We start from the raw sequence: 26127 nt of genomic DNA, 5'->3' as shown, positions 1-26127 counted from the left end.
GTTAATCAAATGTCCCTAATACGACTACCTTTTGGAGAATATCCGCATTTCTTTTCTAAACTAGGAGAAACGATATGACAGCAATTTTAGATACTGATAATCATAAGGAAATCATTGAAGCTAATTTGTTAAACCGAACGGTATTTTTAAAGAGCTTTCGAGATAGAGCAGTAGATATTTCAAGAGTTGAAATCGGATTGCAGTGGTTTGTTTCTACTTTTCAAAATGTACTTATTTTCGATTTTGATACAGACGTTTCAACTGTTATGAAAAAGATACAAGAGGTAAAAGATCAATTCGAGGGAAAGATTGAAGCTATATGTTGTTTAGTTCATGATTTTTCAAAACCTAATAATCTAAAGCAACAGCTTCTCCAGAAAGGCTTTGTTCATGCTGATGATTTAGTTGGGATGTCGTTAAAACTAGAAACTAGAAATATCCCTGTAAAGACATCTAAACTAAATGTCAAGAAGGTAGAAGATGAAGACAGCCAGAACATGTGGGTGCAAATAATCTGTCAGGTTTTCGAACTTGAGGAGTATAAAGATTCATTTAAACAGGTAAATGTTGAAGAAAACTATGCTTATCAACATTATATTGGTTATGAAAACGGTGTAGCAGTTGCAGTCATTTCATTGCTCCTCGCAGAGGGAGTTGCCGGAATTTACTGGGTGGGAACTACTGAAATTGCTAGAGGAAAAGGATATGCAACCGAACTAATGGAGAGAGCCCATGCAGAAGCAATCTCCAATGGTTATCATGTAGCAGTCTTACAATCAAGCAAAGAAGGCCTAGGCTTATATGAAAGATTAGGTTACAAGAAGGATTATATTGAAGAATCAATAGAGTGGTATGAGTAAGGAAAAGCAAGTCTATTGACTTGTTTTTTTAAAAAGATAAGAAAGTATAATTTTTTTTTACTCAGGGTATTGGTCTAGCTCCAGCGCCCAGATGCTCTAGGTCAAATAACCCTAAAAGAGTCTGTTCAAAAAGGAGGACAAAAAGAGCAAAGAAGTTCGAGGAAGCGAAGTCTTGAGCTACCTGCGCGTATGTTTTGTATACGTGAGGAGCGGAGAGACGAGCTGACGAAGAAATTTGAAGCTATTTTTGCCGGACTTTTTGAACACCCTCTAAAAGAATAAAAGAGAAGACCACCTTTTTTTCTTTTAGGAACATTTGCTATGCCTGGTCTAAACGGGGCGCTTGCGCTTTTCTTAATGGCTCTTTTCTAAAGGCTCTATTTTAAAAGATTATTACTTTTAGATAGGAGTTTTTGAAAGTAATCCGTTGGTATAAGATGATTGGAACACATATGCTAAGGCATCTGCTTAGAGCAGCGAAACAGTTGAGACATAACGTTTGGCGCATGAAGGAACAAAGTTTATCAAAACAGCTTCTAAAATTGAAATATAGTGGTGATATAGAAAAGAGTAGAAAATAAAAACCTGAAAGCTCAGTAGCGATCAGGAATGGTGTCACAATGTATGAGATGTATAAAGTTCATTTTCTTGTTTATTGGATTAGACTGTTCTAGCAAGCTGCCCAAGATTCATGATTCTTCCGTTGTTCAATAAAAAATTTCGAATTTCATCCTTCGTTAAACCCATACTTATTGCTTCTGAAATAAGTTCCACCCATTCTTGATCCAATTCCTCTAGGTTAATGTAGTCTGATTGCTTTTGGTTAACATTTCTCATAATTACCTCCCAAAATACTTCTAGTATTTCAGGCAGACCAGCCGTCATAGTCAAGATACATGCTGACTTTAGACCCGTGACTTTGCGCCCCTATCTTTCGAATAGATTTGCCCTTTACTGATTTTTGTATGAACCAATATTCACAATTATATGTAAATATATTGGAAAAAGTTGTTATAGTTTGTCGATGAGAAAAATGAAATATATTTGTAATAAAACGTTTACATTTGAATGTATATATTGTGAGAAAGGTTAAAGAGCATGAGTTTTAGTAAGATATTCTTGAAATATAATAGCCCATTTAATGTAAAGACAAGAAGCCGGCGTCTAGAAAAGAGCAAAGGAATAGTCGAGAAATGTAACAATCTGTAAGACTATGTCTACAGATTGAAATAGAGCGCTTATATGAAACTTTTTAACTACTTTACTTTTCTTCTTTCAGTGAAGTATACTAAAACTAGTGCGCGTTCTTAATAAAGAACTAAAAAATTCAGTTGAATCTATTGTTCCATGATTTGAACAAAAGCTTCATATTTATAGTTGCCCGGAATTAATCTTGGCTAGATAGTTTGGTAAGGGGGAATTATCTTTTAAGCAGGAAAAGGAGAACCAAACATGGATGGAAAGAAAATTAAAGATTTACGAATACGAAGAGGCATTTCCTTAACTGAGCTTTCTAAAATCTCAGGTGTATCAAAATCCTATTTAAGCTTTATAGAAAGCGGTAAGCAAAAAAATCCAAGTATAGAAGTGCTTGAGAAACTCGCAAATGCTCTTGGGGTGGATGTTCACTCATTAATTTCCAAGGATGTTTATATGCAAGATGAACTACTCTACCTAGATAAAGAAGTAATTGAACTAGCTTTAGAAATGAGTAGAGCAAAGATTGACAAAGAGAAACTAAGAAAACTAATTGATATATTAAGATGAGATAAGAATGTTAACTTGACGCGGAGCTAGTCTTTGGAAGTTTCCATTCCGACTAGGTTTTTTATTTGTTATCTAGTCATTCGAAAGTAAAATCAGAGTTCATTGTTCTTTATAAAGGTATATTTTTGGTAGTTGGATATACTTGAACTTTCCGATTTACTTTCCGCATCTAAAAATAAAGACCAGCTTATACATATCTAATTATATTCCACATATTTATTACTAAGCTTGTATTCTGTCAATCAATCCAGAATTACCTAATAGAGTCCTACTTTTTAATGATGTTTTTTGGAGGAGAGATATAGATATGTACAAAAAAACATGTGATCGATGTATCAGACCATCTTATAGTAGTTGTGAGTCGGGACAATGGATTTGTCCATCTTGTCAGAAAGATATTACACACTTAAAGTTAAGGCAAGCTGAAGTAGTTAAAGTCGAGCATATTGCCCATCTTTATGAGAAGCAACAAGAAACGCAGAAAAAGAGAAAAATTAGATTTTCAACCTTTATTTAAAGGAGGATCACTCAAAAAAAAACAAGCGTTCCTGATGACAATGTCACCGAAACGCTCTTTATTTTTTCATCTTCCATTGGTTAAATTCAAGGAATTCACGGAATTGATCCTTAGAGATTCCAGATTTCATCGCATCACGGACGAGCCTTGCCCAATCTGAATCGAGATCTGCGCCTTGATTAGATTCATCTTCTTCATCATGTAGCAATGTGTTCACTGGAACATTTAGAACACCTGCAATTTTTTCGAGAAACTGAATCGAAGGGTTTGATTGGAGATTTCGTTCAATAGAGCTTAAGTATGACTTTGCAATGCCCGCACGTTCAGCAAGTTCAGATAGAGAAAATTTTCTTTGTAGTCGATATTGTTTAATACGTTTGCCAATCATCGAGGTCACCTTCCTTCGATAACGATTATAACATATAACCAAGAAGATGTTCATGTGAAGAACGAAAAAAAGAAAGTTCTTTTGGGAACTTTCATTAAAAATTAGTAACTTGGTTTTGATTATGTAAGAATGTTTCAATTTCCTGAACACTCATACCCATATCTAAAGCTTCTAAAATTAAGTCAATCCACTCTTGATCTAACTTTCCAAATTCCTTTGATAAATCCTTAACCATTCTAAACTACCTCCCAAAATACTTTTAGTATTCCAGGCAGACCAGCCGTCATCGTTAGAAATCCCCCAACCTAAGACCCGTGACTTTGCGTCCCTACTTTTCAATAGGTTTGCCTTTATCTGATTATAAAGAACGTTATATATTTATGTATATTGCTTTTTTAACGAAATAATCTATATCCTATGTCCTATATTTGAATTATAAAAGAAAGAAAGCAAACAAAGTGTTGAATCATGTCGATTTCGAAAAATTTACAAAAGTTTATATTCTTATAAAAAAATGGGTGAAAAGAGTGTTTATATGAATAAAATGTAAAAATAACCACACTTTAGTCTTTGTAAATTACTTTTTACCTTGTTGGGAGTAAATCCTATATTGAAAGAGTGTAAGAAAGAAGTAGATTTTTGTATAATTCACGAATATTTCCAAGGAAATTGTCGATAAGTTTTTTGGCTTACATTTGGTAATCTTGATGGTTTGTTATCTATATAGAGATAACTCGTGCAAGAGGCAATTAAAAACAAAACCATTAGGTCTCAAGTCTTACAGAAAGATATATCTTAGGTGCATTATGCAAGATCCGAGGTACAGGTAAGATTAAGACATTGAAACGAAAGGAGGAAGTAAGGAATGAAAAAATTCGGGTTGTTATTAGTTGGTGTACTTGCAACAGTGGTGTTGCTAGCAAATGTAGCTCCTTTAGTTGGGCTAGTCATTAGTTTAGTGATTTTATACTACTCATATAAGGGGTTTATGAAGTCAGAGTCCTCAGCAAGTAAAGTTGTGTGGGCAGTGTTTGGATTGATTGCACTTGTAGCATCTGCTTCCAATGTGCCAGCAGTTTTAGGCTTAGCTGCAGCGTATGTATTGTACATTATATATAAAAAATGGAAGAACACAGATGATGCTGTAAAAGAAGAACTAGATCCGTTTACTAGCTTTGAAAAGCAGTGGGCAGAATTAAACAAAAACTAAAAAAGCGAAAAAGGAGAGAGTAATCATGGGTTTATTTAATCGAATCAAGAATTCAATTTCTGCAGATTTACATGAGGTAGAAAAGGTTCGAAAGCTATTGGAACGTCAATATCTTTTAAAGGAAGAGTTTACTAAGGAATACAATGTTGCTTGCCAATTTTCGGAGAAGCGTAAACAGCAAGTAGAGATCGCATTAAGAGCAGGTGAATCTGAGTTGCGTGAGTTTGCATCACAGGAGCAAGTGCAATATGAGGAGCGTTCAGTAAGAATTCGTTCGGCATTAGAAAAGACCACACTACAATTAGTAGAGCTTGAGAAGAAATATGAAGAGATGAAGCATAAGTTAAAAGACATGAATCTTAAGCGACTGGAGCTTATGGGACAAGAGAATATAGCTCGCGCAAACTACAGAATGAACCAAGTAGTTGAAACTGGATTCAACTACTCAAATAATGCTGCAACTAGTGTTTCAGAAACGGAAAGCTATTTAGATCGGCTAGAACAAAAAGTGAACTCTGATTATTACCGGAGCACAATCGATTCTCGCATTTCTCAATTAGAAAAAGAACAAAAAAAGGATCAATCTCATTCTATTTCATAACAAAAGCATGATATGCTAAAGGCGTAGGAAACTACGCTTTTTGGTTTATAATTAGAGAGGTTACTTCTCTTTCCTCATTAATGACTTTCTAGAAAGGGGGATACCCTGTGTTCAATCGTAGAAAAACAGACTATGTGAGTATGATTATGATAGCGGCTATTGTTCTGCTCTTAATTGAAGTAACATTCTTTAATGGTGGGATTGTCTTTTCAATGTTTCTATTTGGCACATGTGTTTATTTTGGAAGAAAGAAAATGACCAGAACACTTTGGAAAATCTTGTTTTGGTTTGGTTGTGTTGGGTTATTCTTTACAGTTGTTACAATGATGACTTTCAAGTTTATGTTATTAGCCATTATATTGTATTTTATAGTTCAATACGTTCAGTCTAAACAACACCCACTCAAGGTACTGCCTATTATAGAAGAAACTAGCTTAGTGCAAGGTACCGTAATAAATAAACATCCCCTATTTAAACAAGTTTTATTTGGGCGTCAGCAAACCCCAGACCATGTTTATGAATGGAATGATGTAAACATTCAAACGGGAGTAGGAGATACGACGATTGACTTAAGTAATACGGTGTTGCCAAAAGGGGAATCAGTCATATCCATTCGAAATTTTGTCGGTAATTTAAAGATTCTAGTTCCATATGAGATGGAACTTAGTGTAAGACATGCAGTCCTTTATGGATCCTCTACTATTTTAGAACATCAAGAAGTAAAGACTCTGAACCAAATACTGTACTATCAAACCTTAGAATATGGTGGTGCAGAGCAGAAAGTTAAGATTATCACCTCTATGCTAGTCGGGGACTTAGAGGTGGTAAGGGTATGAAAATCATCCAGAGACAGATGATCGCGTACATTTTCCTTTCTATAATCATCTTATTGATTGCTTCAATCTTGTTTTTTATCAGTTTTCCACTTGAGAAATGGTCTTCGTTATGGGAACGTACTGTTATGGATATTCCTCTACTGCTATTTGCACCTAGCTTAAGTATTTTAACAGGTCTCATTTTTGGACTAATATCAGGATTAGCATGGAGGAGCCAGGTGAAAAGCGTAACAGAGGTTATGCAGGGTGTAGAGCTTGGAAAACAATTTAACGAGGAATCACTCGACCCGGAACTGAAGCCGATTTGGATCCAACTGAAAAAAATACAAAAGCAGATGATTGAACAAGTTAAACTTTCACAAAAGCTAGCAACTGAAAAAGCGGAAAATCAAGAAAAACGTGTCCAGGATATTGTTTCACAGGAACGAACTAGGTTGGCAAGAGAGCTTCATGATTCTGTAAGTCAACAGCTTTTTGCTGCTTCAATGCTTATGTCAGCCATCACAGAATCAAAAACATCTAACGATGACAGTGAAACCAAACAATTACTAATGGTTGAAGAAGCCATTCATCAATCACAATCTGAAATGCGTGCATTGCTTTTACATTTAAGACCTGTAGCATTGAAGGGAAAGTCCTTACAAGAAGGAATGAAAGAACTGCTGGTTGAACTCACACAAAAGGTACCGATGGACATCACATGGAAAATTGAAGATGTCAAATTAGATAAAGGTGTTGAGGACCATTTGTTCCGAATTTTACAAGAGTCAGTCTCTAATACATTAAGACATTCAAAATCTTCAAAGCTTGAAGTACTGCTCATTAAACGAGATGAATTTATGATTCTTCGTGTAGTGGACGACGGAATTGGATTTGATGTTGAAACGACTAAGACAGGTTCATATGGATTACAAATCATGCATGAACGTGCAGTTGAAATCGGTGGAATCATGAAAATTGTGAGCCTACAAAATACGGGTACTAGACTTGAAGTGAAGGTACCATTAATGAATGTTGAGGGAGTTGAATCAAATGATAAAGGTACTTTTTGTTGATGACCATGAGATGGTAAGAATCGGAGTTTCTGCCTACCTTTCTGCACAGCCCGATATCGAGGTAATTGCTGAAGCAGGAGATGGTAGAGAAGGAGTAGACCTCGCTTTAAAGCTAAGACCGGATATTATTTTAATGGACCTTGTCATGAAGGAAATGGACGGAATTGAGGCTACAAAAAATATAATGAAAAGTTGGCCAGAAGCTAAAGTGATTATCGTCACAAGTTTCATAGATGATGAAAAGGTATATCCAGCTCTCGAGGCAGGCGCAACAAGCTATATGCTTAAAACGTCAAAGGCAAGTGAAATTGCCAATGCAATCAGGTCAACCTATGACGGTCAATCCATTTTAGAGCCTGAAGTGACAGGAAAGATGATGTTCAAAATGCGACAAGGTCACAATGTCCCGTTACACGAACAACTAACAAACCGTGAGCTTGAGACTTTGCTTTTGATCTCACAAGGAAAGACCAACCAAGATATAGCGGATGAACTCTTTATTGCCCTAAAAACCGTTAAAGTTCACGTAAGTAACATACTCGGAAAACTAGAGGTACAAGACCGAACCCAAGCGGTCATTTATGCATTTAAGCACTCGCTTGTTAAATAAAAAGGAACAGTATCCATTAGGACCGTTCCTCTTTTTGAAAATTTACATTGTCAAAAACTAAAAAGGGGGAGTTTCTCCTTTAGTTCCATTTATGGAGGGAAATGAGAATGAAAATGTCGTTCCCTTCCCAATTTCACTTTTTACCTGAATGGATCCCCGCATGGATTCTACTATTCTATATACGACCATCATCCCAAGCCCCGTCCCTTTTACCTTAGTTGAGAAGTAAGGCTCTCCCAATCTAGACAATTGAGTAGTCGTCATGCCCATTCCTTGATCATATATTTTTATTAGGATCCTATCTTTAACCTTAATTGCTTTAATAAACAGGGAACCACCCATTGGCATGGACTCTATTCCGTTTTTTATAAGATTAACTAGACATTGCTGAAATTTTGAACGTTCGCCTATAATGCACCCATCAACTGTGCTCAACTCAATTTTGACATTAGATAAATTGGCTAGTGGTGTCAAGAGTGAAATCACATTGATTAATTCGTCTTGAATATGTAGATGCTCATTTTTTTCAGGTGCGGGTTTAGCAAAAGTAAGATATTCACGAATGATTCTTTCTGCTTGGTCTAGCTCGTTGATTGCAATTTTTGAATAAGCCATTCGTTGTTCATCGTTTAGGGACTCTTGTTGCATAAGCTGTAAAAAGCCACGTGAAGAGGTAAGTGGATTTCTAATTTCATGTGAGATGGATGCAGCTAAATGACTCACAACATTCATCTTTTCCGCTCGCTGAAGCTGGTTTAAAATCAAGTAGTGATTATGGGAGAATTCGATTACATAAACAATGATACTGATCCCAAGTCCTACTAACAAAATAAATTGACATCCAATGATCCATGAATAGGAGAAAATTTGAAACTTCCATAACACCAGGCACATGACAAGCATGGCTAAGCTTCCAGCAGATAGAAGCTTTAAACGCAATCGTAGCTTTAAGTATATTGGAGAAAACCAATAATAAAAGAGGGTAAGAAATCCACTTAATAATAAGAAAAGCAATGAGATTTTTTTACTTGTAAGAAGGACAAGAATGATTCCACTTAGTATGACAAAAAGGTGTCCTATCCAACCTCCATATAAGCTTGCAATAATCCCTGGAATAATACGTAGGTCCATCGTAATTCCGTTTATTTCATTGATCGGGAATGAATAACTCAACATATGCCCTACAATACATATGCAAATGAGTACCTTAGAATGATAACTCAGATAGGGCTTAAGTCTTGATGAGTAGTTTACGTACATGATATATAGAAAGAGAAGACTTATTAGTAAAAATAAGTTAACGATAATATCCTTAGTTATAATAGACACTGTTGTCCTCCCCAAAGCTACATAAGAAAATTCTATCAGAAGAATTAGATATTACAACACAAAGTTACATGTTTTTTAGATAGTTTTAAAAAATTAAAATATTATGATAATAAAAAGAAGAGAAACGTGAAATATGTCGCAATTTTTCACACGAAATAAGTTGAAGTAATGATAAATTAGATGTATATTTTTTCTATAATTATAAAAAAGAACCATGCTAGATGTTCTTTTTAAAAAGGTAGAATAGGTACTAAGTCATAAAAGAATGAACGATCAAGAAGGGATAAAGGCAATGAAGCATTTCTATTTTCTAGCAATCTTTTCGACACTGCTTCTAACAGGCTGTAATGGTGGATATCACACTGAGTTCACCATAGTAGAAGAGAAAGAAACTGAAAATGAGAACTACAAACCTACCTTAAAAGTGGAAGTCAAAACAAATGGAACAAAAGCAATCTTTGTCATTGGAACGAATTTAATTGTATCAGGTGAACACTATGGGCATGAAAAAGTTAATGGTGAGGGACATATTCATTTATATTTAGATCATGGAGAAAAACAAGGGGTTACTAGCAGTCCATACATAATAGAAAACGTTAGTAAAGGCAAACACGAGGTACGCATCTCCTTACACAACAACGATCATACACCCTATGGCGTATCTGAAACGATAGAATTTGAGATTAAGTAAGTTAGGGTGAAAAAACTTGTCTAGTAGATTCTCATTACAAACTAAAATTATCCTGATGTTTGCTGTTGTTATCGTCATAACGATGTCAGTAGTGGTTCTATTCAACTCTTACACGTTTCATCAGGCAGTAAAGGAAACGTATGTAAGTCAATTGAAGGGAATAACAACTGCTATAAATGGTAGATATGAAGAGTCACGTTCAATTGTGGATGTGCAACAAATTCTTGATTATATTAAACATAGAGAAGAAAATATATTAGAGCTTACACTCCATGTAAGAACAGAAGGGAACCATATTATAGGTGCATCGACTAATCGGGATTTAGAAGGGAATGTATCAGCATCTGTGTTAAACCCATCCCTGATTTCAGGTAAAACGATGGTTGCTCATATGGATTCAGAAAGGGTAAAAAAGGTAAGACTCGTAGCTCCTTTAATAGAGGATGGACAAGCTACTGGTGCAATCGAACTTTATATTAACAATACAGATGATATTGCTGCTGTAAATCATAAGATTTTCCTAACGATTGTTGTAGGAGCCACGATTGGAGTCATCCTATTGATCCTGCTATGGTTCATTATAAGACGTCTACTCGTTCTTCCGCTCTTAACACTTAGAGAGGCGGCACTTTCCATCGAAAATGGTGGTCATTATCAGTTGGTCGAATTAGAAGCTAGCCAAGAAATTAAAGAAGTTGCAGATGCTTTTAATCAAATGGTTTATACCCTAGAAGACCGTTTGCAAAAAAGTATTACCGACCCATTAACTGGTGTTTATAACAGTGCACATTTCAAGCAAATGCTTGCATTTGGCATGAAGCAATCGAAGGAAACCGGTCATGCCATGGCTTTATTATTTTGTGATGTCGACAATTTTAAGAAGCTAAATGACCACGAGGGCCATTTATTTGGAGATAAGATACTAACTGAAATTTCACAGTTGATTGCAGCCAATGTTCGTTCGGGTGATATTGTCTGTCGATATGGTGGAGAAGAATTTGTTGTCATTATGCAAAATGCAGATGAAGAGATGGCTAAAAATGTAGCAGAACGTATTCGTCAAAAGGTTGCCCTACATGGAAGTAATTATATTCTAACTCCCATTACGATTAGTATTGGTGTGGCCATCTACCCAGATGATACGAACGAAGAAGGTTTTGTCCATCTAGCAGACCAAGCAATGTATGCTGCCAAAAGTCTTGGGAAAAATCGTGTAATCACGGCAAAAGAATTACAAGCAATGGAACAGCATAATTATGAGCGAAGTGTTGAAGATCAAAAATGGTTAGTAAATACGATTGTTTCCATTGCAAGAGCCGTTGAGGTTAAGGATCCTTATACACATAGCCACTCTGAAATGGTTTCTAGGTATTCAGCGAAAATAGCAAGCCGCTTAGGTTTGAGTGAGAGAGAAGTCAAGAATATTTCAATTGCGGGGCTATTGCACGATGTTGGTAAAATTGGAATCCCTGATCACATTTTAAATAAAGATAATCCTCTATCACCTGAAGAATATGAAATATTGAAAACTCATCCTGTACTTGGATACAATATACTATCAAGCGTTGATGAGTTAAAGGATGTCTTGCCATATGTATTGCATCATCATGAACGACCGGATGGAAAGGGTTATCCTAATGGCTTAAGACAAGAAGAAATTCCACTCGGTGCTAGGATTATTACGGTAGTGGATGCCTACCACTCCATGACTTCCGTGAGACCATACCGAAAAAAACCACTAACGGAGGAACAAGCAATTGCTTTACTACAAAAAGGAATTGGTACAAAATTCGATAAACTAATTGTCGAAGAATTCCTTTCCATCATCGAAGAGATTAAAGCTCAAGCTTCGTAACCACTTCATCCGAGTGGTTATTTTTTTTGAAGAGAATCCTGCCTTTATCTCATGTTTGTGAGAAAAATGGGCAAGTTATAGCTATTATGAATTATCCGGGAGCGGGAAAATTGGATGCTACAAGCAGCAATGTGGGGTGGAATCGCAGGTTCTTCACTCGTTTTAGGGGCATTACTTGGTATTTTTAAGGATATTCCTAATAAGGTTTCAGCCTTTATTATGGCATTTGGTACAGGTGTTTTAATAGGTGCAGCTACATTTGAATTGTTGACCAATGCCGTAAAAGAAGGGGGGATTTTGTTTCCTTCTATTGGCTTTTTAGGAGGAGCAACGATTTTTATTGTAGCCGAGTTATTAATTATGAGAAAGGGAGGCCATGAACGAAAGCGTTCGAAGACTAGTCCGGCGGGACATTCTGGGTTAGCGATATTTATTGGGTCAATCATAGATGCAATACCAGAATCCATTATTATTGGTGTTAGCTTGTTGGAAAATCACTCTGTTAGCTGGCTCATTGTGATTGCTATTTTTATAAGTAATTTTCCGGAAGGCCTCTCCAGTAGTATTGGAATGAAAAAGGACGGATATTCCAAGGGGAGAATCTTATTTCTCTGGCTCATTGTCATGTCACTATCCTCGCTGAGTGCTTTTCTTGGGTATGTGTTAATTGATGTCACATCACACCTGGTCATTCCAACAATTGGTGCATTTGCCGCAGGTGGAATCTTTGCCATGGTTTCATCCACCATGCTGCCCGAAGCGTTTGAGGAAGGCGGTCCGGTTGTTGGGTTCGTTTCAGCATTAGGGCTGTTAGGTTCGTTGATTTTGACTTACTACGGATAGAGTTGAGTAAGTAATCTGTTGGTACCTTGAATGGTTGCGGATTTAGGTGTGTGATCTTTGATTTCCGCTCGGTAAAGCAGGGGAAATTGTCTTATCACTGATATATCTCGAAAATCGCTGATAAAATGAAATAATCGCGGATATATCTAAAATATCGCTGATATATCCAAATAATCGCCGATATACCCAAAATATCGCTGATAAAACTTTGAATAAGATTAATTCTCTATTATGAAATGGATTTTAACCGCCCATTCTGCCAGGAAACCTTAAAAAATGTAGCGGTTCACTTGTTTTTAGTGCCTTCATTAGCATAAAGAATCCTGGAACCTTATAAATAGGTCGAATCTCAGTTGGAATTGAGAGCGTGGAGACGATAACGTAGATGTAAACGATGTATTGATAAATTAGATCAGCCTGCTATTGATCAGTAGGCTGATCTAAGTGTTGTTTCTATAATAAAACAAAATCACATTTTATAGTGGTAAATGATGGTCTTATATAGATCCTGAACCCTCCACTTTTCGAGGGGTTCAAAATGTAACAAGGAGAAAGTGTGGGTATAGATAGATGTACCCGGTGTAAGTTCCTTTTTAAATTTCTTTCCTAATCTGTCCATTGCACCTGGGTAAAGGTAGCACACGATGAGGTCGTAGGACGATAAATTTTCTTTGTAGAAATTCTTTCTCATTATAATAAGATTTATAGTTGGGAATAGTATTTTTCGAGCTAACATAACAAGATATGGAATAAATGAATTTTCGATCGCTATTACAGTGGATTGTGGATATCTTTTTGCTAAAGAAAATGCTAAATTTCCCCATCCAGCACCTAGCTCAACGATTCGTTTTGGTGGATTTATAGGTACTACCTCTAGTAAACGATTCTTTACCTTTGGAGATGTGGGCATTGGAGAAATTCCATTTATTAAAGAGGTAAAGAAGATAGAGAGAACACCGGCTAGAGTAAGTAGAACAAATAGGTACTGTATCATCATTTAGAATCACCTTCTAGGAATATTTTAGCAAGTAAGGACAAAATATAAGAATAACTCTAAACCGATAAGAGGAGTACTAAATGAAACAGTCAAAGATTGAAGCAGCCAGAATCGCCTTAATTTATTTGATAATTGGTGTATTATGGATCCTTTTATCAGATAGAATGACATATTTCCTAGCAGATGAAAATTTTATAAAGTATGACTTTTTTCAACGATATAAGGGCTGGTTTTTTATACTAGTCACATCCATATTTCTCTTTTTCATTATTTATTTCAGAACGTACAAATTGTTTCTCTCCAAGTATGAATTACAGCAGACAGAGCAACAGCTTGAATCTAGTAATGGGTACTATCAATCCTTATTTAATCATAATCCAGATGCTGTGTTCGAGATCAATATGGACGGAAAATTTGTCTCAATCAATCCTCAAGGGGAAAAAATATTAGGACATGAGCAAAATGAAATAATAGGAAAAAGCTTTGTTCTATACATTATAGGTGAAGAATTTGAAAGAACAGTAGGGTATTTTCAGAAAGCTATATCTGGGGAATCTCAAAAATTTGAAACAACAGTAACTACGAGTGAAGGGAATCATATCTTATTAAGATGTACGACTTTTCCGAAATATATTAATGGCGATATGGTTGGGGTATTTGGAATCGCTCGAGACATAACCCAAATCAGAAAAAGTGAAGAAATGCTGGACCAAACAGAAAAAATGTCTCTAATTGGTCATTTAGCTGCAGGTCTTGCCCATGAAATTAGGAACCCTCTTACCTCAATTAAAGGCTTTGTTCAGCTTTTAAATGCAGGTTCAACTTTATCCGAATTGCATACGAAAATCATGATCGACGAGATAGACCGGATCAATTTAATTGTAAGTGAAATGCTGGTGTTAGGCAAACAACAAAAGGTTTTATATAAACAAAAGGATTTTCCACTTTTGCTAAAGCATGTTGTGACGTTTATGGAAGGGCAAGCCAACTTAACGAATGTTGAATTGCAGTTACAATTGCAGGCGGATAGAGAAGCCATGATTAATTGTGATGAAAATCAAATTAAGCAGCTGTTTATAAATTTGATAAAAAATGGAATAGAATCCATGCCTCTTGGTGGGCAGATACATATTGAAAGTACCATTGAAGATGGGTTTGTTGTAGCAAAGGTACACGATCAAGGGATGGGAATGAGTGAGAAGCACATGTCCCGTTTAGGAGAACCTTTTTATTCTACGAAGGGAAAGGGAGCAGGCTTGGGCCTTGTTGTGAGTAATAAAATTATCACTCAGCATCAAGGGACAATGGAATTTAAAAGTGAAGTTGGGGAAGGAACAATTGTCACAGTTCGGATTCCAGTTCTAACATGAGGTCTATTAAGGGCCTTTTTTACGTGGTTATAAAAGTACAGCCTTAATTTTGCTTTTTCGGTCGCATTCTAGAAAAAAATATACAATTTTCGGAAATCTTCGTAGTAAAATAGAAGGAGTTATACGAATAGATTGTGAGGGATGACCATGATGACTCATTTGGCGGAAGAACTTGTTCTTTTATCAGTGAATGTAGAAACATCAAAAATTCCAAGTTCAGTTGCTACAATCTTACCATTTGCTATCGCAGGTGCCGTTTTAATGGAATTGGCTGTAAGAGGTGTAACGGAGGAACAGTGTAAGAAAATTTTCTTTCGTCAGCAGGTCTCTAAAGATGATGTGCTATTTGAAGAAGTAAGATTGGCTATTTTGAAGGAGAAAAAAGAAAAGTCTATCAACCATTGGGTTCGTGTGTTAGGTTATGTTGTTCAGAGGAATAAGATGGTGTATCAACTTCTAGATAGATATGTAGAAAAAGGGGTATTAAATAAGGAACAAGTACCATATTTATGGGTGTTTAAGCAGACTTTTTATAAAGCTTCTGATAGAAATGGTCTTTTAATGGAAAAACGCAGACAAGTAAGAGAGTCGATCATGTCTAACGATGAATTAAGTGATCGACAGATCTATTTAATCAGTTTGATTGAGGTAAGCAAGCTCATCCCTAGCCTCTTTTCTAAGGAAGAATTGAAAATGGCACAAGCGAGAGTTCAAGAATTCAAAAGTCATCCAGTCTATAAAAAAGCTATTTTTAGCTCGTCTGCAAGCTCTAATGATGATGGAATGGCAGGTATTTTAGCAGCAGTCTATATTTCTGGAGAAAGTAATAGTGGCAGTGATAGTGGCTTTGATGGTGGAGATGGCGGCGGCGGTGGAGATTAATCTGTACCTCGTTTTTTGCACATAAAATATACAAAAGACAGCTAGCTAAAGCTGTCTTTTCAATTGCGTAGAACTGTAGGGTAGTTAGTTATTTTAAGAAACTAATTTTCAATGTTATAAAAAAGCTATTTCTGAATGTGGTCTTAAAAACGTTGATGTAGCTCAGTTTCTGTAGGGTGTTAATCAAACGTTTGTTTAAAATTGGTTTATAATTCCATTTATTGAAATAGTTAATGACGGCTAATCCATGCATCTAGATGTTTTCTTACTTTTGAAATCGTTATCTTAGAAAACGAATTTTCGAGTAAAGAAAAAAGCTATTTTTTAATGTCGCCTTAAAAACGTTGATATAATTCAGTTTGTGTAAGTTGCTAATCAAACGTTTGTTTAAGATTGTAATATAATTCCATTTATTAGAATAGTTATTAACTAGTATATTTGATGATTGAGGCGTGTTTTACGACTTCTACTTTTCATATCATTATCCTAGTAAATGATATTTCAATTAAGAAAAAAAGCTATTTTATATTTTTGCTCAAATAATACTGGTATTACTGTGTTTTTTGATGGTGTTGAACAAACGTTTGTTTAAAAAAGTTATATTTTTACATATACTAAGATAGTATTAAATAAAGTTTATGATTACCTTCGAACAGATTTCATGATGAGACTTAGAATGAAAACCAGAATAACTGCACCTATTAACGCAGGAAAAATATGAATATCCGCTAATTCTGGTCCCCAGCTGCCGAGTAGTGAGCCACCAATCCAAGCACCGATAATTCCTGCTATAATATTACCAAACACACCACCAGGAATATCCTTACCAAGTATAGAGCCTGCTAACCAACCGATAAGTCCACCAACGATTAAATATAGAATAAATCCCATTTGTAATTCCTCCAGTCAATTAGAATATTTTGTTTCTATTAGTTGTATACCCAAAATCCTATGAGAAGAAACGTTGTCCCTAAATCGTAACGTTCCAATTCCCAATATACTTAGACTGAGGTCGATAAATGGTATTACTTTCTGCCTGTTCCAAAAGATGTGCAGTCCAGCCGACAATTCTACTAGCTGTAAATGTTGGAGTGAATAGCTCTGGATCCATGTTAATTGCCTTCATAATCGCGGCTGCATAGAACTCCACATTTGTATAAAGAGATCTGCCGGGTTTTAGCTCCTGTAATAAACGAACAGCTGTATGTTCTCTAGTGGGCCAAAACGAACGATATCAACCACTTTTTCATTTTATCGTCCCAATCCCAATATATCAGCCAAAATACTTCCTTTATGGGCTATTATACAAAATTATCCAATTATTCCGTTCTTCTGTACCTCAAAAAAGAGTAGCTAGCACTAGCTACTCAGAAGTTTACCTATGCCTTCCAAATTACTTCATCAATAATCCCGTATTCCTTAGCTTCTATAGCACTCATGAAATAGTCACGTTCTGTGTCGGCAGCTACTTTTCCGACTGGCTGACCCGTTCTTTCGGAAATAATCTCATTTATGTGTTCTCGAAGCTTGAGGATCCTTCTTGCAGAGATTTCGATTTCAGTTGCTTGGCCTCTCACTCCTCCGAGTGGTTGATGAATCATGATTTCACTGTTTGGTAAAGCCAATCGTTTTCCTTTTGTTCCAGCAAGTAAAAGCATCGCCCCAAATGAAGCAGCCATTCCGGTACATATGGTTCTGATATCTGGTTTAATATAGTGCATCGTATCATAAATCGCAAAACCTGCAGAGGTGGAACCACCAGGACTATTTATATAGAGGGAAATATCCTTATCAGGAGCATCCGCTGCTAAAAATAATAGCTGGGCAACCACACTGTTCGCGACCGAATCATTGATTTCATCACCAATCATAATAATCCGGTCCTTCAAAAGCCTAGAATAAATATCATAAGAACGTTCACCGCGACTTGATTGTTCTATTACATATGGAATTGTACTCATTTTAGTTGCCTCCTTGGCTTATTAAGCCGCCATGTAGACAATGTTTGAAGGTGAGTGAGATCGACGTGTTTGATAAATCGTGCACTTTGGAGTTGTTTCTTTTTGTAAGGAACGGATGAAAGGGATTGCCCGAATCAAAATATCAGGATCCTGATGAAAAAGTGACCTATGCAATATTGACCCTATGTGTTCTCTCTCGGTCTCATCCCAAAATGGTTTGGAGGAATCCCCCTCCAATTTACGTTTTTCAAGTCTTTGTTTTGCCCGATGAACGATTGCTTTAACGGCAGTCTCCGTCATGTTGAGCAGTTCGGCTATCTCCGCATTTTGATATAAAAATGCTTCTTTTAAGGTTATAATAACCGACTGTTTTGGGGTTAACTCTTTAATTAATGTTGAAACAGTCTCCAATCGATTGTGGATCTGTTCGTTTTCATTAAATGCTTCTTCAGGTATAGATTCTAATGATTCTCTGTTTCGCTTCCGCAAAGTGTCAATCCATTCATTATAGGCAATTTTGTTGATTAAAGCGGAATGAACCTCAGGCTTATGACGATAAAAATGCCATACCTTCAGTAAGGCCTCTTGAACGAGATCCTCTGTTTCCCAGCTGTTTTGTGAAAGGAATTCGCAATATCGACGTAGCTTGGGATAAAGCTCCATCAACTCATCCTCTGAAAAATGTTCCTGATTTTCAGTATTACCTTTATAAAAACTAAGCAAGTTGTTCATACGTCTCACTCCTTCAACACGTCTCTACTTTTAAACGGTTACCAGCAACAAAAAGATACGGGGCAAAGAAATATTTTATATTATTGTATCCAAAAACACTTGTTCAGTGCTACTGAGGTGATTTTCGACATGCTGCTGGAACCACTTTTATAAATAAGCAGAAAAGTGTGTTTTATGATAAAATGGAGGACAAGATTATTGAAGGGATGCGAGACTATGATGAAACGAATGATTACAGGGATAATGCTAGTAGGATTATGCCTTGTTGTATTAGGTGCATGTAACGATAAGGGTAAGGAAAAAGAACAGGCTACAAGTGATAAAGGGAAAGTTGTCGCAACCGTCAATGGAGAGGGAATTCCTCGTGCAGAATACGAAGAAATGATTGAAGACATGAAAGTAACTTATTCTCAGCAAGGTATTGATGTTGAAACCTTAGATAAAAAAATGATTGAACAGCTAGAAACACAAGTGTTGGATCAGCTAGTCAATACAGAGTTACTATCGCAGCTAGCGACAAAAGAGGGCATCGAGGTTCAAGATGCAAGTGTAAATGAGCAATTTGAAGTGATGAAGGGCAATTTTGAAAGTGAAGAAAAGTATCAAGAAGCCCTTGAAAGAAATAAACTAACAGAAGAAAGTTTAAAAGAGAAAATTAAAACAGATCTATTAATCACACAATTTCTTGAAAAAAGAGTCGGTCAAGTCAAGGTAACAGAAGATGAAATCACTAAAGCCTACGATGAATATAAAGAGGCAATGACTGCCCAAGAGCAAGAGGTAGAAACTTTAGAAGACTTCAGGGTTCAGTTAGAGCAGCAGGTCATGAATAAGAAAAGACAAGAGAAAATTACAAACATCATTCAAAAGCTTAGAGTGGATAATGATATAAAAGTTTTATAAATTTAGGATACCGAATTTCTTCTATTGAGAAGTTGAACAGAAGAAGGAATGTGTAATGTCACTCAGCTTAATAAATATAAACTCCCTTTTGTCACTTGATGAGAGGGAGTTTTAATTTCCCTAAAACAAGTAGGCACAATCCTAAAATATTCTCCATAAACTACCTTAGACTATGTGGGTAGAGGAGAAAGATTATGTATGCAAAAAAAATGAGATTGTATCCAGCCTCGGTAAAGACTGTAAAAGGAAGTGTTTGGGGATATATCAATAAAGAAGGAGAATGCGCTGTTCGTCCAACATTTGATTACACAATGGACTTTCAGGCTAACGGACTTTCGATTGTGGAAAAAAACAATCAATATGGTCTAATCAATGAATTCGGCAAGTTTGTTGTCCAACCAACCTATCAGTCTATCAATGATTTTTCAGAGAGACGAGCCATAGTATCGACTGATGAGGGATATTTTGTAATGGATGAGAAAGGTAAGCTACTAACTACAGAGCCGTATCAATATATTGGGATGTATCAGGAGTCACGTGCACAATTTTCGATACTGAAAGATAACTCTTACTTTTACGGTTTCTTAGATTTAAATGGAAAAGAAGCCATACCCACTCAATATAAATCCGCCTATGATTTTCAAAATATGCAGGCCATTGTCCAGTTAGAAAACAGTTTCTATGCATTGATTAATCAAGATGGGAAGGTTTTACAAACATATTCTTACCCTTATATTGCGGACCAGGGCGATGGATTAGTGGCGTTTAAAAAAGCTGATGATTTTGAAGCGAAATTTGGAGTAATGGATTTGGGTGGGAATGTCATCTTATCTCCAACTTATTCGGGAATCCAGCCTTTTCAAGATGGTCGTGCTGTTGTGAATATTGCAGAGGACTTTAAAAACAATTTTGGGCTGATAGATAGAAAAGGAACGTACATCATCAAGCCCATTTATAACGATATTACGATGTTAGGACAAGAACGCGTCTCAGTAGGAAAGGCTCTTGATGAAGAAAAACCATATCTCGGTTCACGCTTCGCCATTGCGACAACAGATGGTATGTTTTTAACAGATTTCAAGTACGATCAGGTGCAACATTTTGATCAGGGGTTTGCTTCAGCTAATAATGATATTCAAACATTTTTCATTAATAAAAAGGGGAAAATAGCCTCAGAGCTACCTGTTCTCAGAGGTACAGGTTCCTTAACACTTGAAGGAGATATGATTAAAGCGTTTATTGACCAACGTGTTTCGTATATGACGAGAGATGGAAAGATCATTTGGATGCAAAATACAGTGATTCCTTTAAATAGAATGTATAAAGTAATAGAAAAGAAGTATATGCCAAACAAAGAGTACCTCGTCTATTACCCTCAGGTTACAGGGATGAAAAATGAAAAAACTGAGAAATCAGTGAATGAAAAACTAAAAGAGCTCTCGCAGGTAAAGGAAATAGATGCGACCAAGCCAGTAGAATATTCTTATACAGGTGATTATGATGTCGAATTCTTTAATGAGGAGTTGCTCGTTCTTGAGATAAATGGGTACGAATTTCCGTTTGGAGCTGCACATGGAATGCCGCTTAAAGTCTATCCGCATACTAATTTACGAAATGGGACCTTCTACAAATTGAAGGATTTCTTCAAGCCTGGTAGTGAGTATGTTAAAGTATTGAGCGACATAATTGGTGAACAAATAAAAAATGATGAAACCTATTCGTACGTTTTCCCAGATACTTATAAGTGGATCAGTCCAGACCAACCTTTTTATATATCAGAGGATGTGCTCTTTATTTACTTTACCCCGTATGATATTGCACCCTATGCTGCAGGATTTCCAACCTTTACAATATTTTACTCGGAAATTCTAGACATCATTAACAAAGAAGGAGATTTTTGGAAGTCGTTTCATCAAAGAAAGGAGGGTGGTTTTCAAGGACCACCCGTTTAGTCTTTCTTAAGTAGGAATAATGAAAATACTAAACAAATGGATAATCCGAAGGCAACATATGATAAAAATGGCTCTGCATCTAGATTTTTTACACCTATCCCGACAAATGCCCAAGTAAAAACGAGTAGGTAGAGCTTATCATGTTGGCTATGCAAAAATTGTACAGCGATACCAGACGCGACGAAAAGTAGAATAATTGTCCACGCTACATGAGAAAGACCAAGTCCAGTCCATCCGATAGATACAAGATAATAACTAATGTTAGCAATGGTTGCAACACTAATCCAGCCCAAGTATATGGAGAAAGATACCGTATCAAATTGTGTGATCTTCTCCTTCTTTACTTCTTTGTATAAAAAAACTAAGGTTACTAAAAGTCCGATCATGACAAAAACGGAAAGAAGGAAATATTCATAATGCCATACAAAAATCCAAAAAGAATTTAGCAAACAACTCAAAACGAATAGGTTGCTTGTTTTTTGATAAAGTGGTGCATTTCTACGTTTGGGTAGCAATTGTGAAAACACCCATAATCCAATTAGAAAATAGATTAGTCCCCAAATGGAGAATACATAGCTAGAAGGATTGAACAAAACCGGTAGTCTGTTTGCAATCTCTCCAGTTGTTTGACCATTAAAAGGCAGTGCATTTGCAAAGTAATTAATGGCTAACACGGTAACATAAGCGACAACGTTTAAATAAAATCGAGACATTTTCCCCCTCCTTTTAACGCTATACATTACTAGTATTCATTCTTTGCAAATTAAATGAGTGTAGAAAGTATATGTAAGAATAATTCCAAATCAAGTGAAAGTGAAACTAAGAGAGGGTGTTCAAAAAGTCCGGCAAAAATAGCTTCAAATTACTTCGTCAGCTCGTCTCTCCGCTCCTCACGTATACAAAACATACGCGCAGGTAGCTCAAGACTTCTCTTCCTCGAACTTCTTTGCTCTTTTTGTCCTCCTTTTTGAACAGACTCTAAGAGTAGGAGTTTTATAATATAGACAAAGTGTAGGAGAATTGTCACAATATGTTCATCAATGGACAATTCGAGATGTGTTAAACTAAGCATAAAGGCAGGTGTTATACATGAACTATGAAGCAATCGTTATATCTGGTGCAATCTTTATGGCGTTCGGTTTTATGGGACTTGTTTGGGGTCAATTAAAAGAAGCAGATGATTCGAAGGCAGGATCGTTTTTACCGTTCTTCCCAAGTTTGTTTACACTTGGTGGAGTTATGATGATTTTAGTTGGTTTTATAAGCCCAATCATTCTGAATGCACATTAAAATAAATTTATATATTCAAAACCTCTGATTCTAGTAATCAGAGGTTTTTTTAATTTAATCAACCCCTTTTTCCTCAAAACTCTCTATATATTGAGTGAAGGAGGTGATTAGGATGGCACAAGCAATGATCGCTGATACACAGCTTCGCATAGCCTTTGACATGGGTGTTGATGTTAGTGGTAAAGCAGTTGTGAAAAACAAAAATTACAGCAATATTAAGACCTCTGCGACAACTGATGAATTATTCACAGTCGCTCAAAGTATCGCTCTACTTCAACAATACCCATTAAGTGGTATTGAAAGAAACGACACACACATATTAGGTGAGTAATCGGTAGAAAAATCCAAAAGAAAGGAGGAATAAGTTCATGGCTAAAACACTACAGTTACAATTTTTAAATGAGGAAAATAAAATCGTTACTCTTTCTATTGATAATCCGATTGAACCGGTTGATCCAATTGCTCTTGATGCTGCAATGGATGCTGTATTATCAACTAACGTGTTTACATCTGCTGGTGGAGATTTCATCCAAAAAAAGGGAGCACGCGTTGTTGAAAGAAATGTAGAAGAAATCGTACTGTAAAGACCACGGGTGGTTCTAGAGGAACCACCCGATTTCTATGAAAGGAGCGAATTAGACATGGAACAACTTTTGCCGTACATTAGTGAAGTAGGATTCCCTATTGTGGTAACTCTCTATTTGCTACATCGGATTGAAGCTAAACTTCTTATGTTAAATGAGTCCATTCAGCGATTGCCAATCGAACTAAATGAGCAGCAGCAATACCGAGCGAAAAGAACCGTGTAATAAGCGGTTTTTTTTGTTGTTTTCTTACTATGCCACTTATAGTTCATTTAGATTCGACATTTATTGCATTCAGGAAATAATATATCACTTATATGGACAAATTACTTACGGGAGGGATGTTTGATGGGACATAAGTTTGAAAAAAAATTGCTACGATTCTTATTAGTATTTGGAATACTTTCTTTTATTAACTTAATGAGGAAGCCACCTGTTAAGGATTGGGTAATCATTTTTTTTCTAAAGGGGTATATTGCTTCCATACTAGATAAGCTTGTTGTAAGGAAGAATTATATTACATATCCAGTAAAGGTTTTTAAATCCTTTGACATTAGCTTTATGTTTGATTACATACTTTTCCCAATCTTCTGTGTGTATTTTAACCAAGTGACAGAGAAATCTAAAATAACTGGAATCATCGCCAAGCTACTATTATTCAGTGGCTCCATAACAGTAGTTGAATCATGGCTTGAAAAAAATACGGACGTAGTCAAATACAAGAAAAATTGGAATTGGGTAAAGACATTCTCTTCATTATCAATTACCTTTCTAATTGTTCGAATGGCGATTGGTTTTATTCGCATGTATTCGAAAAAGATAGAAAAGGTGGAACAGGATAAAAGAATTGTGGAATGATTTCTATCATATTTGGTCCAGACTTCTAACCCATTACGGGTTTCTTTTTTTATAGAAAAAAACGGCCTATACTGATATACTGACAATTGAATGAAAGAGGTAAGTCATTTTTCAATAGAGAATAATTACATAAATAAAGGAGTAGACCTATGGAAAAAACTCTGATTTTTGGACATAAAAATCCTGATACTGATTCAATTTGTTCTGCTATTGCCTATGCAGACTTGAAGACGCAATTAGGACAAGCTGTAGAGGCCGTTCGATTAGGAACTATAAATGGTGAAACACAATTTGCATTAGAATACTTTAACATCACCGAGCCGCGTCTTGTAGAATCGGCAGCAAACGAAGTGAACAAAGTAATTCTAGTTGATCACAATGAACGTCAACAAAGTGTAAATGATATTGACCAGGTTCAAGTAGTTGAAGTCATTGATCATCACCGTATTGCCAATTTCGAAACGAGTGATCCATTGTTATTCCGATGTGAACCAGTTGGATGCACAGCAACCATTCTTAATAAAATGTACAAAGAAAATGGGAAGACAATACCGAAAGAAATCGCAGGATTAATGTTATCTGCCATCATATCTGATTCTCTACTCTTTAAATCTCCCACATTTACAGAGGAAGATGCCACTGCAGCAAAGGAACTTGCCGCCATTGCTGAAGTAGATGCAGATACATATGGCTTAGATATGCTAAAAGCGGGAGCAAACCTAAGTGACAAAAGTATTGAACAGCTTCTGTCTTTAGACTCAAAAGAATTCGAAATGGGTACATATAAAGTTGAAATCGCTCAAGTAAATGCAGTGGATACGAATGATGTACTATCTCGTAAGCTAGATTTAGAAAAGGCAATGTATGAAATAAGTAAAGAGAAGGGGCTGCATTTATTTCTTCTTGTGATTACAGATATTTTAACAAATGACTCGATTGCACTGGCTATCGGTGAGCAATCAGGAGCTGTTGAAGAAGCTTTTAATGTGGTGCTTGAAGGAAATACAGCTACTCTAAAAGGTGTCGTTTCTAGAAAGAAGCAAGTAGTTCCGGTATTAACGAATAGATTAGGTAAGTAACAAAAAGTTAATTGATATCCCTTTAACTCAGAATGACTTACTCCGAAACCAATTGTTAAAAAAAAGCTGTTTTCAGAAACTTTGTTGCTTTTTAGAATAGGGGTTAATTTCCACTCCAGGATGCACCATTCCCCGGGATGGGCGGTGAGCCTCCTCGGCGCAAACTCCTGCGGGGTATCACCTGTCCCACTCATCCCGCAGGAGTCGAGCACCTTCCGTTCCAATCAACCTAATTTATTAAAGGGAATATTTTACAAAATCCTCATTTGAAAAACACCATCTTTAAGAAAAGAGCCTAAAGGATAAGTACCTACAAATAGGTTACGAATATTTATTCTGAACAAGTGGGATAATCAGTAAAATTTATATTCCTGATAAAAAAATGTTTACTGAAGCTGTTGTTATGTGATAAACATATCAACAGCTTTTTTCTATCATACCTGGAGGTCTAAAATGTCAAAGTGCTAGTATTAGAAAACGATTCACCATCAGAAATAATGCTTAGCCGACCAAATAAAGAGTCTCTAATATTAATTCTTTCCCATGGTTTAAACCCTATTATAGTAAGTCTTTTTGGGACATACAGTAACAAGGAATATCAATGGAAACCTCAAGAATCATACAGAGTTTTACCTGAGTTTATCGAGAAATATGAAGATGAAGAATTCGATAAGGTGTTAAGTTTTTTTAAAATTATGTCAAATGGACCAATATTCTCTATCTCTTTATCTACTTGGAGATTAGAAGATTCTCTCAAAAACTCTTTAGCAATTAGGTATTTCACGCATCAATGTAAAAATGTATACTTATGGGTTGACTATTCTGAAAAGATTACAACACTCCAAGTAGTATTATAATAGTGTGCAGCTGACTCAAAAGTTCGTTTAATTATAATCTTTTGAGTCGTTTTTTATGTTTCTAGTCGTTTTCATACTTATTAGAATTACAAACAGTAAA

33 protein-coding genes, 1 pseudogene and 2 riboswitches are annotated in these 26127 nt (G+C 36.0%); of the genes and pseudogenes, 23 read left to right on the top strand and 11 right to left on the bottom strand.

What is annotated here, in order from left to right:
• Positions 1–74 precede the first annotated feature (74 nt).
• Both ACOI1C_RS10290 and ACOI1C_RS10285 read left to right on the top strand, forming a co-directional pair.
• On the top strand, positions 75–860 hold the full coding sequence (locus tag ACOI1C_RS10290; protein ID WP_422510449.1) for a GNAT family N-acetyltransferase: 786 nt from the start codon (positions 75–77) through the stop codon (positions 858–860).
• A gap of 413 nt (positions 861–1273) precedes the next feature.
• Complete coding sequence (locus ACOI1C_RS10285) at positions 1274–1441, top strand: hypothetical protein (RefSeq protein ID WP_422510448.1); 168 nt, start codon at positions 1274–1276, stop codon at positions 1439–1441.
• 79 nt (positions 1442–1520) lie between these two features.
• Here ACOI1C_RS10285 and ACOI1C_RS10280 read toward each other — a convergent pair whose 3' ends face one another.
• Positions 1521–1697, bottom strand: coding sequence for an anti-repressor SinI family protein (locus ACOI1C_RS10280; protein WP_422510447.1), 177 nt, complete (start codon positions 1695–1697; stop codon positions 1521–1523).
• Between the two features lie 28 nt (positions 1698–1725).
• Positions 1726–1819, bottom strand: a riboswitch (cyclic di-GMP riboswitch).
• Positions 1820–2312: 493 nt separating this feature from the next.
• Here ACOI1C_RS10280 and ACOI1C_RS10275 point away from each other — a divergent pair.
• Positions 2313–2627: a helix-turn-helix domain-containing protein gene (locus ACOI1C_RS10275; RefSeq protein ID WP_422510446.1), complete on the top strand. Its 315-nt coding sequence runs from the start codon at positions 2313–2315 to the stop codon at positions 2625–2627.
• Between the two features lie 307 nt (positions 2628–2934).
• Positions 2935–3144 (top strand): hypothetical protein, encoded by a 210-nt coding sequence (locus tag ACOI1C_RS10270; protein ID WP_422510445.1) that lies wholly within the window; start codon positions 2935–2937, stop codon positions 3142–3144.
• A 58-nt stretch (positions 3145–3202) separates the two neighbouring features.
• On the opposite strand, the gene ACOI1C_RS10265 is transcribed toward ACOI1C_RS10270, so the two are convergent.
• Together ACOI1C_RS10265 and ACOI1C_RS10260 are read right to left on the bottom strand one after the other, a co-directional pair.
• Positions 3203–3532 (bottom strand): helix-turn-helix domain-containing protein, encoded by a 330-nt coding sequence (locus tag ACOI1C_RS10265; RefSeq protein ID WP_422510444.1) that lies wholly within the window; start codon positions 3530–3532, stop codon positions 3203–3205.
• A 94-nt stretch (positions 3533–3626) separates the two neighbouring features.
• Positions 3627–3767, bottom strand: a complete 141-nt coding sequence (locus ACOI1C_RS10260) for an anti-repressor SinI family protein (RefSeq protein WP_422510443.1) — start codon at positions 3765–3767, stop codon at positions 3627–3629.
• 32 nt (positions 3768–3799) lie between these two features.
• Positions 3800–3891: riboswitch (cyclic di-GMP riboswitch) on the bottom strand.
• 506 nt (positions 3892–4397) lie between these two features.
• Here ACOI1C_RS10260 and ACOI1C_RS10255 point away from each other — a divergent pair.
• From ACOI1C_RS10255 to ACOI1C_RS10235, 5 genes are all read left to right on the top strand, one after another.
• Positions 4398–4742: a flagellar basal body rod protein gene (locus ACOI1C_RS10255; protein ID WP_422510442.1), complete on the top strand. Its 345-nt coding sequence runs from the start codon at positions 4398–4400 to the stop codon at positions 4740–4742.
• Between the two features lie 22 nt (positions 4743–4764).
• The gene (locus tag ACOI1C_RS10250; RefSeq protein ID WP_422510544.1) at positions 4765–5343 is read left to right on the top strand and encodes a PspA/IM30 family protein; all 579 of its coding nucleotides are present in this window, start codon (positions 4765–4767) and stop codon (positions 5341–5343) included.
• Between the two features lie 107 nt (positions 5344–5450).
• Entirely contained in the window at positions 5451–6179 is a 729-nt protein-coding gene (liaF, locus tag ACOI1C_RS10245) for a cell wall-active antibiotics response protein LiaF (RefSeq protein WP_422510441.1), read from the top strand.
• The gene (locus tag ACOI1C_RS10240; RefSeq protein WP_422510440.1) at positions 6176–7234 is read left to right on the top strand and encodes a sensor histidine kinase; all 1059 of its coding nucleotides are present in this window, start codon (positions 6176–6178) and stop codon (positions 7232–7234) included. Before liaF ends, ACOI1C_RS10240 begins: the two co-directional genes overlap by 4 nt.
• A complete protein-coding gene (locus ACOI1C_RS10235; RefSeq protein ID WP_422510439.1) occupies positions 7212–7844 on the top strand; it encodes a response regulator in 633 nt (210 codons plus the stop codon). Before ACOI1C_RS10240 ends, ACOI1C_RS10235 begins: the two co-directional genes overlap by 23 nt.
• Positions 7845–7901: 57 nt before the next feature.
• Here ACOI1C_RS10235 and ACOI1C_RS10230 read toward each other — a convergent pair whose 3' ends face one another.
• Positions 7902–9173 (bottom strand): ATP-binding protein, encoded by a 1272-nt coding sequence (locus ACOI1C_RS10230; protein WP_422510438.1) that lies wholly within the window; start codon positions 9171–9173, stop codon positions 7902–7904.
• A 265-nt stretch (positions 9174–9438) separates the two neighbouring features.
• On the opposite strand from ACOI1C_RS10230, the gene ACOI1C_RS10225 reads away from it, so the two are divergent.
• The 3 genes from ACOI1C_RS10225 to ACOI1C_RS10215 all read left to right on the top strand — a co-directional run bounded on the left by ACOI1C_RS10225 (position 9439) and on the right by ACOI1C_RS10215 (position 12562).
• Positions 9439–9864, top strand: coding sequence for a hypothetical protein (locus ACOI1C_RS10225; RefSeq protein WP_422510437.1), 426 nt, complete (start codon positions 9439–9441; stop codon positions 9862–9864).
• A gap of 16 nt (positions 9865–9880) precedes the next feature.
• Positions 9881–11719, top strand: a complete 1839-nt coding sequence (locus tag ACOI1C_RS10220; RefSeq protein ID WP_422510436.1) for a diguanylate cyclase — start codon at positions 9881–9883, stop codon at positions 11717–11719.
• Between the two features lie 114 nt (positions 11720–11833).
• Positions 11834–12562: a ZIP family metal transporter gene (locus ACOI1C_RS10215; protein ID WP_422510435.1), complete on the top strand. Its 729-nt coding sequence runs from the start codon at positions 11834–11836 to the stop codon at positions 12560–12562.
• Positions 12563–13031: 469 nt separating this feature from the next.
• Here the strand turns inward: ACOI1C_RS10215 and ACOI1C_RS10210 are convergent, their stop codons facing one another.
• Entirely contained in the window at positions 13032–13559 is a 528-nt protein-coding gene (locus ACOI1C_RS10210; RefSeq protein ID WP_422510434.1) for an rRNA adenine N-6-methyltransferase family protein, read from the bottom strand.
• 80 nt (positions 13560–13639) lie between these two features.
• Here ACOI1C_RS10210 and ACOI1C_RS10205 point away from each other — a divergent pair, with 80 nt between their 5' ends.
• Both ACOI1C_RS10205 and ACOI1C_RS10200 read left to right on the top strand, forming a co-directional pair.
• A complete protein-coding gene (locus tag ACOI1C_RS10205) occupies positions 13640–14929 on the top strand; it encodes an ATP-binding protein (protein ID WP_422510433.1) in 1290 nt (429 codons plus the stop codon).
• Positions 14930–15076: 147 nt separating this feature from the next.
• Positions 15077–15811, top strand: coding sequence for a GOLPH3/VPS74 family protein (locus ACOI1C_RS10200; protein WP_422510432.1), 735 nt, complete (start codon positions 15077–15079; stop codon positions 15809–15811).
• 642 nt (positions 15812–16453) lie between these two features.
• Here ACOI1C_RS10200 and ACOI1C_RS10195 read toward each other — a convergent pair.
• The 4 genes and pseudogenes from ACOI1C_RS10195 to ACOI1C_RS10180 all read right to left on the bottom strand — a co-directional run bounded on the left by ACOI1C_RS10195 (position 16454) and on the right by ACOI1C_RS10180 (position 18504).
• The gene (locus ACOI1C_RS10195) at positions 16454–16702 is read right to left on the bottom strand and encodes a GlsB/YeaQ/YmgE family stress response membrane protein (RefSeq protein WP_422510431.1); all 249 of its coding nucleotides are present in this window, start codon (positions 16700–16702) and stop codon (positions 16454–16456) included.
• A 79-nt stretch (positions 16703–16781) separates the two neighbouring features.
• Positions 16782–17021 (bottom strand): annotated as a pseudogene (locus tag ACOI1C_RS10190) (citrate/2-methylcitrate synthase); the annotation flags it as partial.
• 169 nt (positions 17022–17190) lie between these two features.
• Entirely contained in the window at positions 17191–17772 is a 582-nt protein-coding gene (clpP, locus tag ACOI1C_RS10185) for an ATP-dependent Clp endopeptidase proteolytic subunit ClpP (protein WP_422510430.1), read from the bottom strand.
• A gap of 21 nt (positions 17773–17793) precedes the next feature.
• Entirely contained in the window at positions 17794–18504 is a 711-nt protein-coding gene (locus tag ACOI1C_RS10180) for a sigma-70 family RNA polymerase sigma factor (RefSeq protein ID WP_422510429.1), read from the bottom strand.
• Between the two features lie 216 nt (positions 18505–18720).
• Here ACOI1C_RS10180 and ACOI1C_RS10175 point away from each other — a divergent pair, with 216 nt between their 5' ends.
• Positions 18721–19407 carry a SurA N-terminal domain-containing protein gene (locus ACOI1C_RS10175; RefSeq protein ID WP_422510428.1) on the top strand — a complete coding sequence of 229 codons (687 nt, stop codon included), beginning with the start codon at positions 18721–18723 and terminating at the stop codon, positions 19405–19407.
• A gap of 194 nt (positions 19408–19601) precedes the next feature.
• Positions 19602–21359: a WG repeat-containing protein gene (locus ACOI1C_RS10170; RefSeq protein WP_422510427.1), complete on the top strand. Its 1758-nt coding sequence runs from the start codon at positions 19602–19604 to the stop codon at positions 21357–21359.
• Here ACOI1C_RS10170 and ACOI1C_RS10165 read toward each other — a convergent pair.
• Together ACOI1C_RS10165 and ACOI1C_RS10160 are read right to left on the bottom strand one after the other, a co-directional pair.
• Positions 21356–22072, bottom strand: a complete 717-nt coding sequence (locus tag ACOI1C_RS10165; RefSeq protein ID WP_422510426.1) for a TspO/MBR family protein — start codon at positions 22070–22072, stop codon at positions 21356–21358. The genes ACOI1C_RS10170 and ACOI1C_RS10165 overlap by 4 nt on opposite strands.
• A 149-nt stretch (positions 22073–22221) precedes the next feature.
• Positions 22222–22431 carry a hypothetical protein gene (locus ACOI1C_RS10160; protein WP_422510425.1) on the bottom strand — a complete coding sequence of 70 codons (210 nt, stop codon included), beginning with the start codon at positions 22429–22431 and terminating at the stop codon, positions 22222–22224.
• A 17-nt stretch (positions 22432–22448) separates the two neighbouring features.
• Between ACOI1C_RS10160 and ACOI1C_RS10155 the strand changes: the two genes are divergently transcribed.
• The 7 genes from ACOI1C_RS10155 to ACOI1C_RS10125 all read left to right on the top strand — a co-directional run bounded on the left by ACOI1C_RS10155 (position 22449) and on the right by ACOI1C_RS10125 (position 26027).
• On the top strand, positions 22449–22649 hold the full coding sequence (locus ACOI1C_RS10155) for a hypothetical protein (RefSeq protein ID WP_422510424.1): 201 nt from the start codon (positions 22449–22451) through the stop codon (positions 22647–22649).
• A gap of 112 nt (positions 22650–22761) precedes the next feature.
• Positions 22762–22980 carry a DUF1659 domain-containing protein gene (locus tag ACOI1C_RS10150; protein ID WP_422510423.1) on the top strand — a complete coding sequence of 73 codons (219 nt, stop codon included), beginning with the start codon at positions 22762–22764 and terminating at the stop codon, positions 22978–22980.
• Between the two features lie 37 nt (positions 22981–23017).
• Positions 23018–23233, top strand: coding sequence for a DUF2922 domain-containing protein (locus ACOI1C_RS10145; RefSeq protein WP_422510422.1), 216 nt, complete (start codon positions 23018–23020; stop codon positions 23231–23233).
• A gap of 57 nt (positions 23234–23290) precedes the next feature.
• The gene (locus ACOI1C_RS10140; RefSeq protein WP_422510421.1) at positions 23291–23458 is read left to right on the top strand and encodes a YvrJ family protein; all 168 of its coding nucleotides are present in this window, start codon (positions 23291–23293) and stop codon (positions 23456–23458) included.
• 123 nt (positions 23459–23581) lie between these two features.
• The gene (locus ACOI1C_RS10135) at positions 23582–24091 is read left to right on the top strand and encodes a CBO0543 family protein (RefSeq protein WP_422510420.1); all 510 of its coding nucleotides are present in this window, start codon (positions 23582–23584) and stop codon (positions 24089–24091) included.
• Between the two features lie 149 nt (positions 24092–24240).
• Positions 24241–25170 carry a manganese-dependent inorganic pyrophosphatase gene (locus ACOI1C_RS10130; protein ID WP_422510419.1) on the top strand — a complete coding sequence of 310 codons (930 nt, stop codon included), beginning with the start codon at positions 24241–24243 and terminating at the stop codon, positions 25168–25170.
• A 461-nt stretch (positions 25171–25631) separates the two neighbouring features.
• Positions 25632–26027, top strand: a complete 396-nt coding sequence (locus ACOI1C_RS10125) for a hypothetical protein (protein WP_422510418.1) — start codon at positions 25632–25634, stop codon at positions 26025–26027.
• Positions 26028–26127: the final 100 nt, after the last annotated feature.

Origin of the sequence: Bacillus sp. DJP31, from assembly GCF_049310945.1 — a bacterium.
Lineage (GTDB): Bacteria > Bacillota > Bacilli > Bacillales > SA4 > Bacillus_BS.
This window is presented reverse-complemented; position numbering and strand designations above follow the sequence as displayed.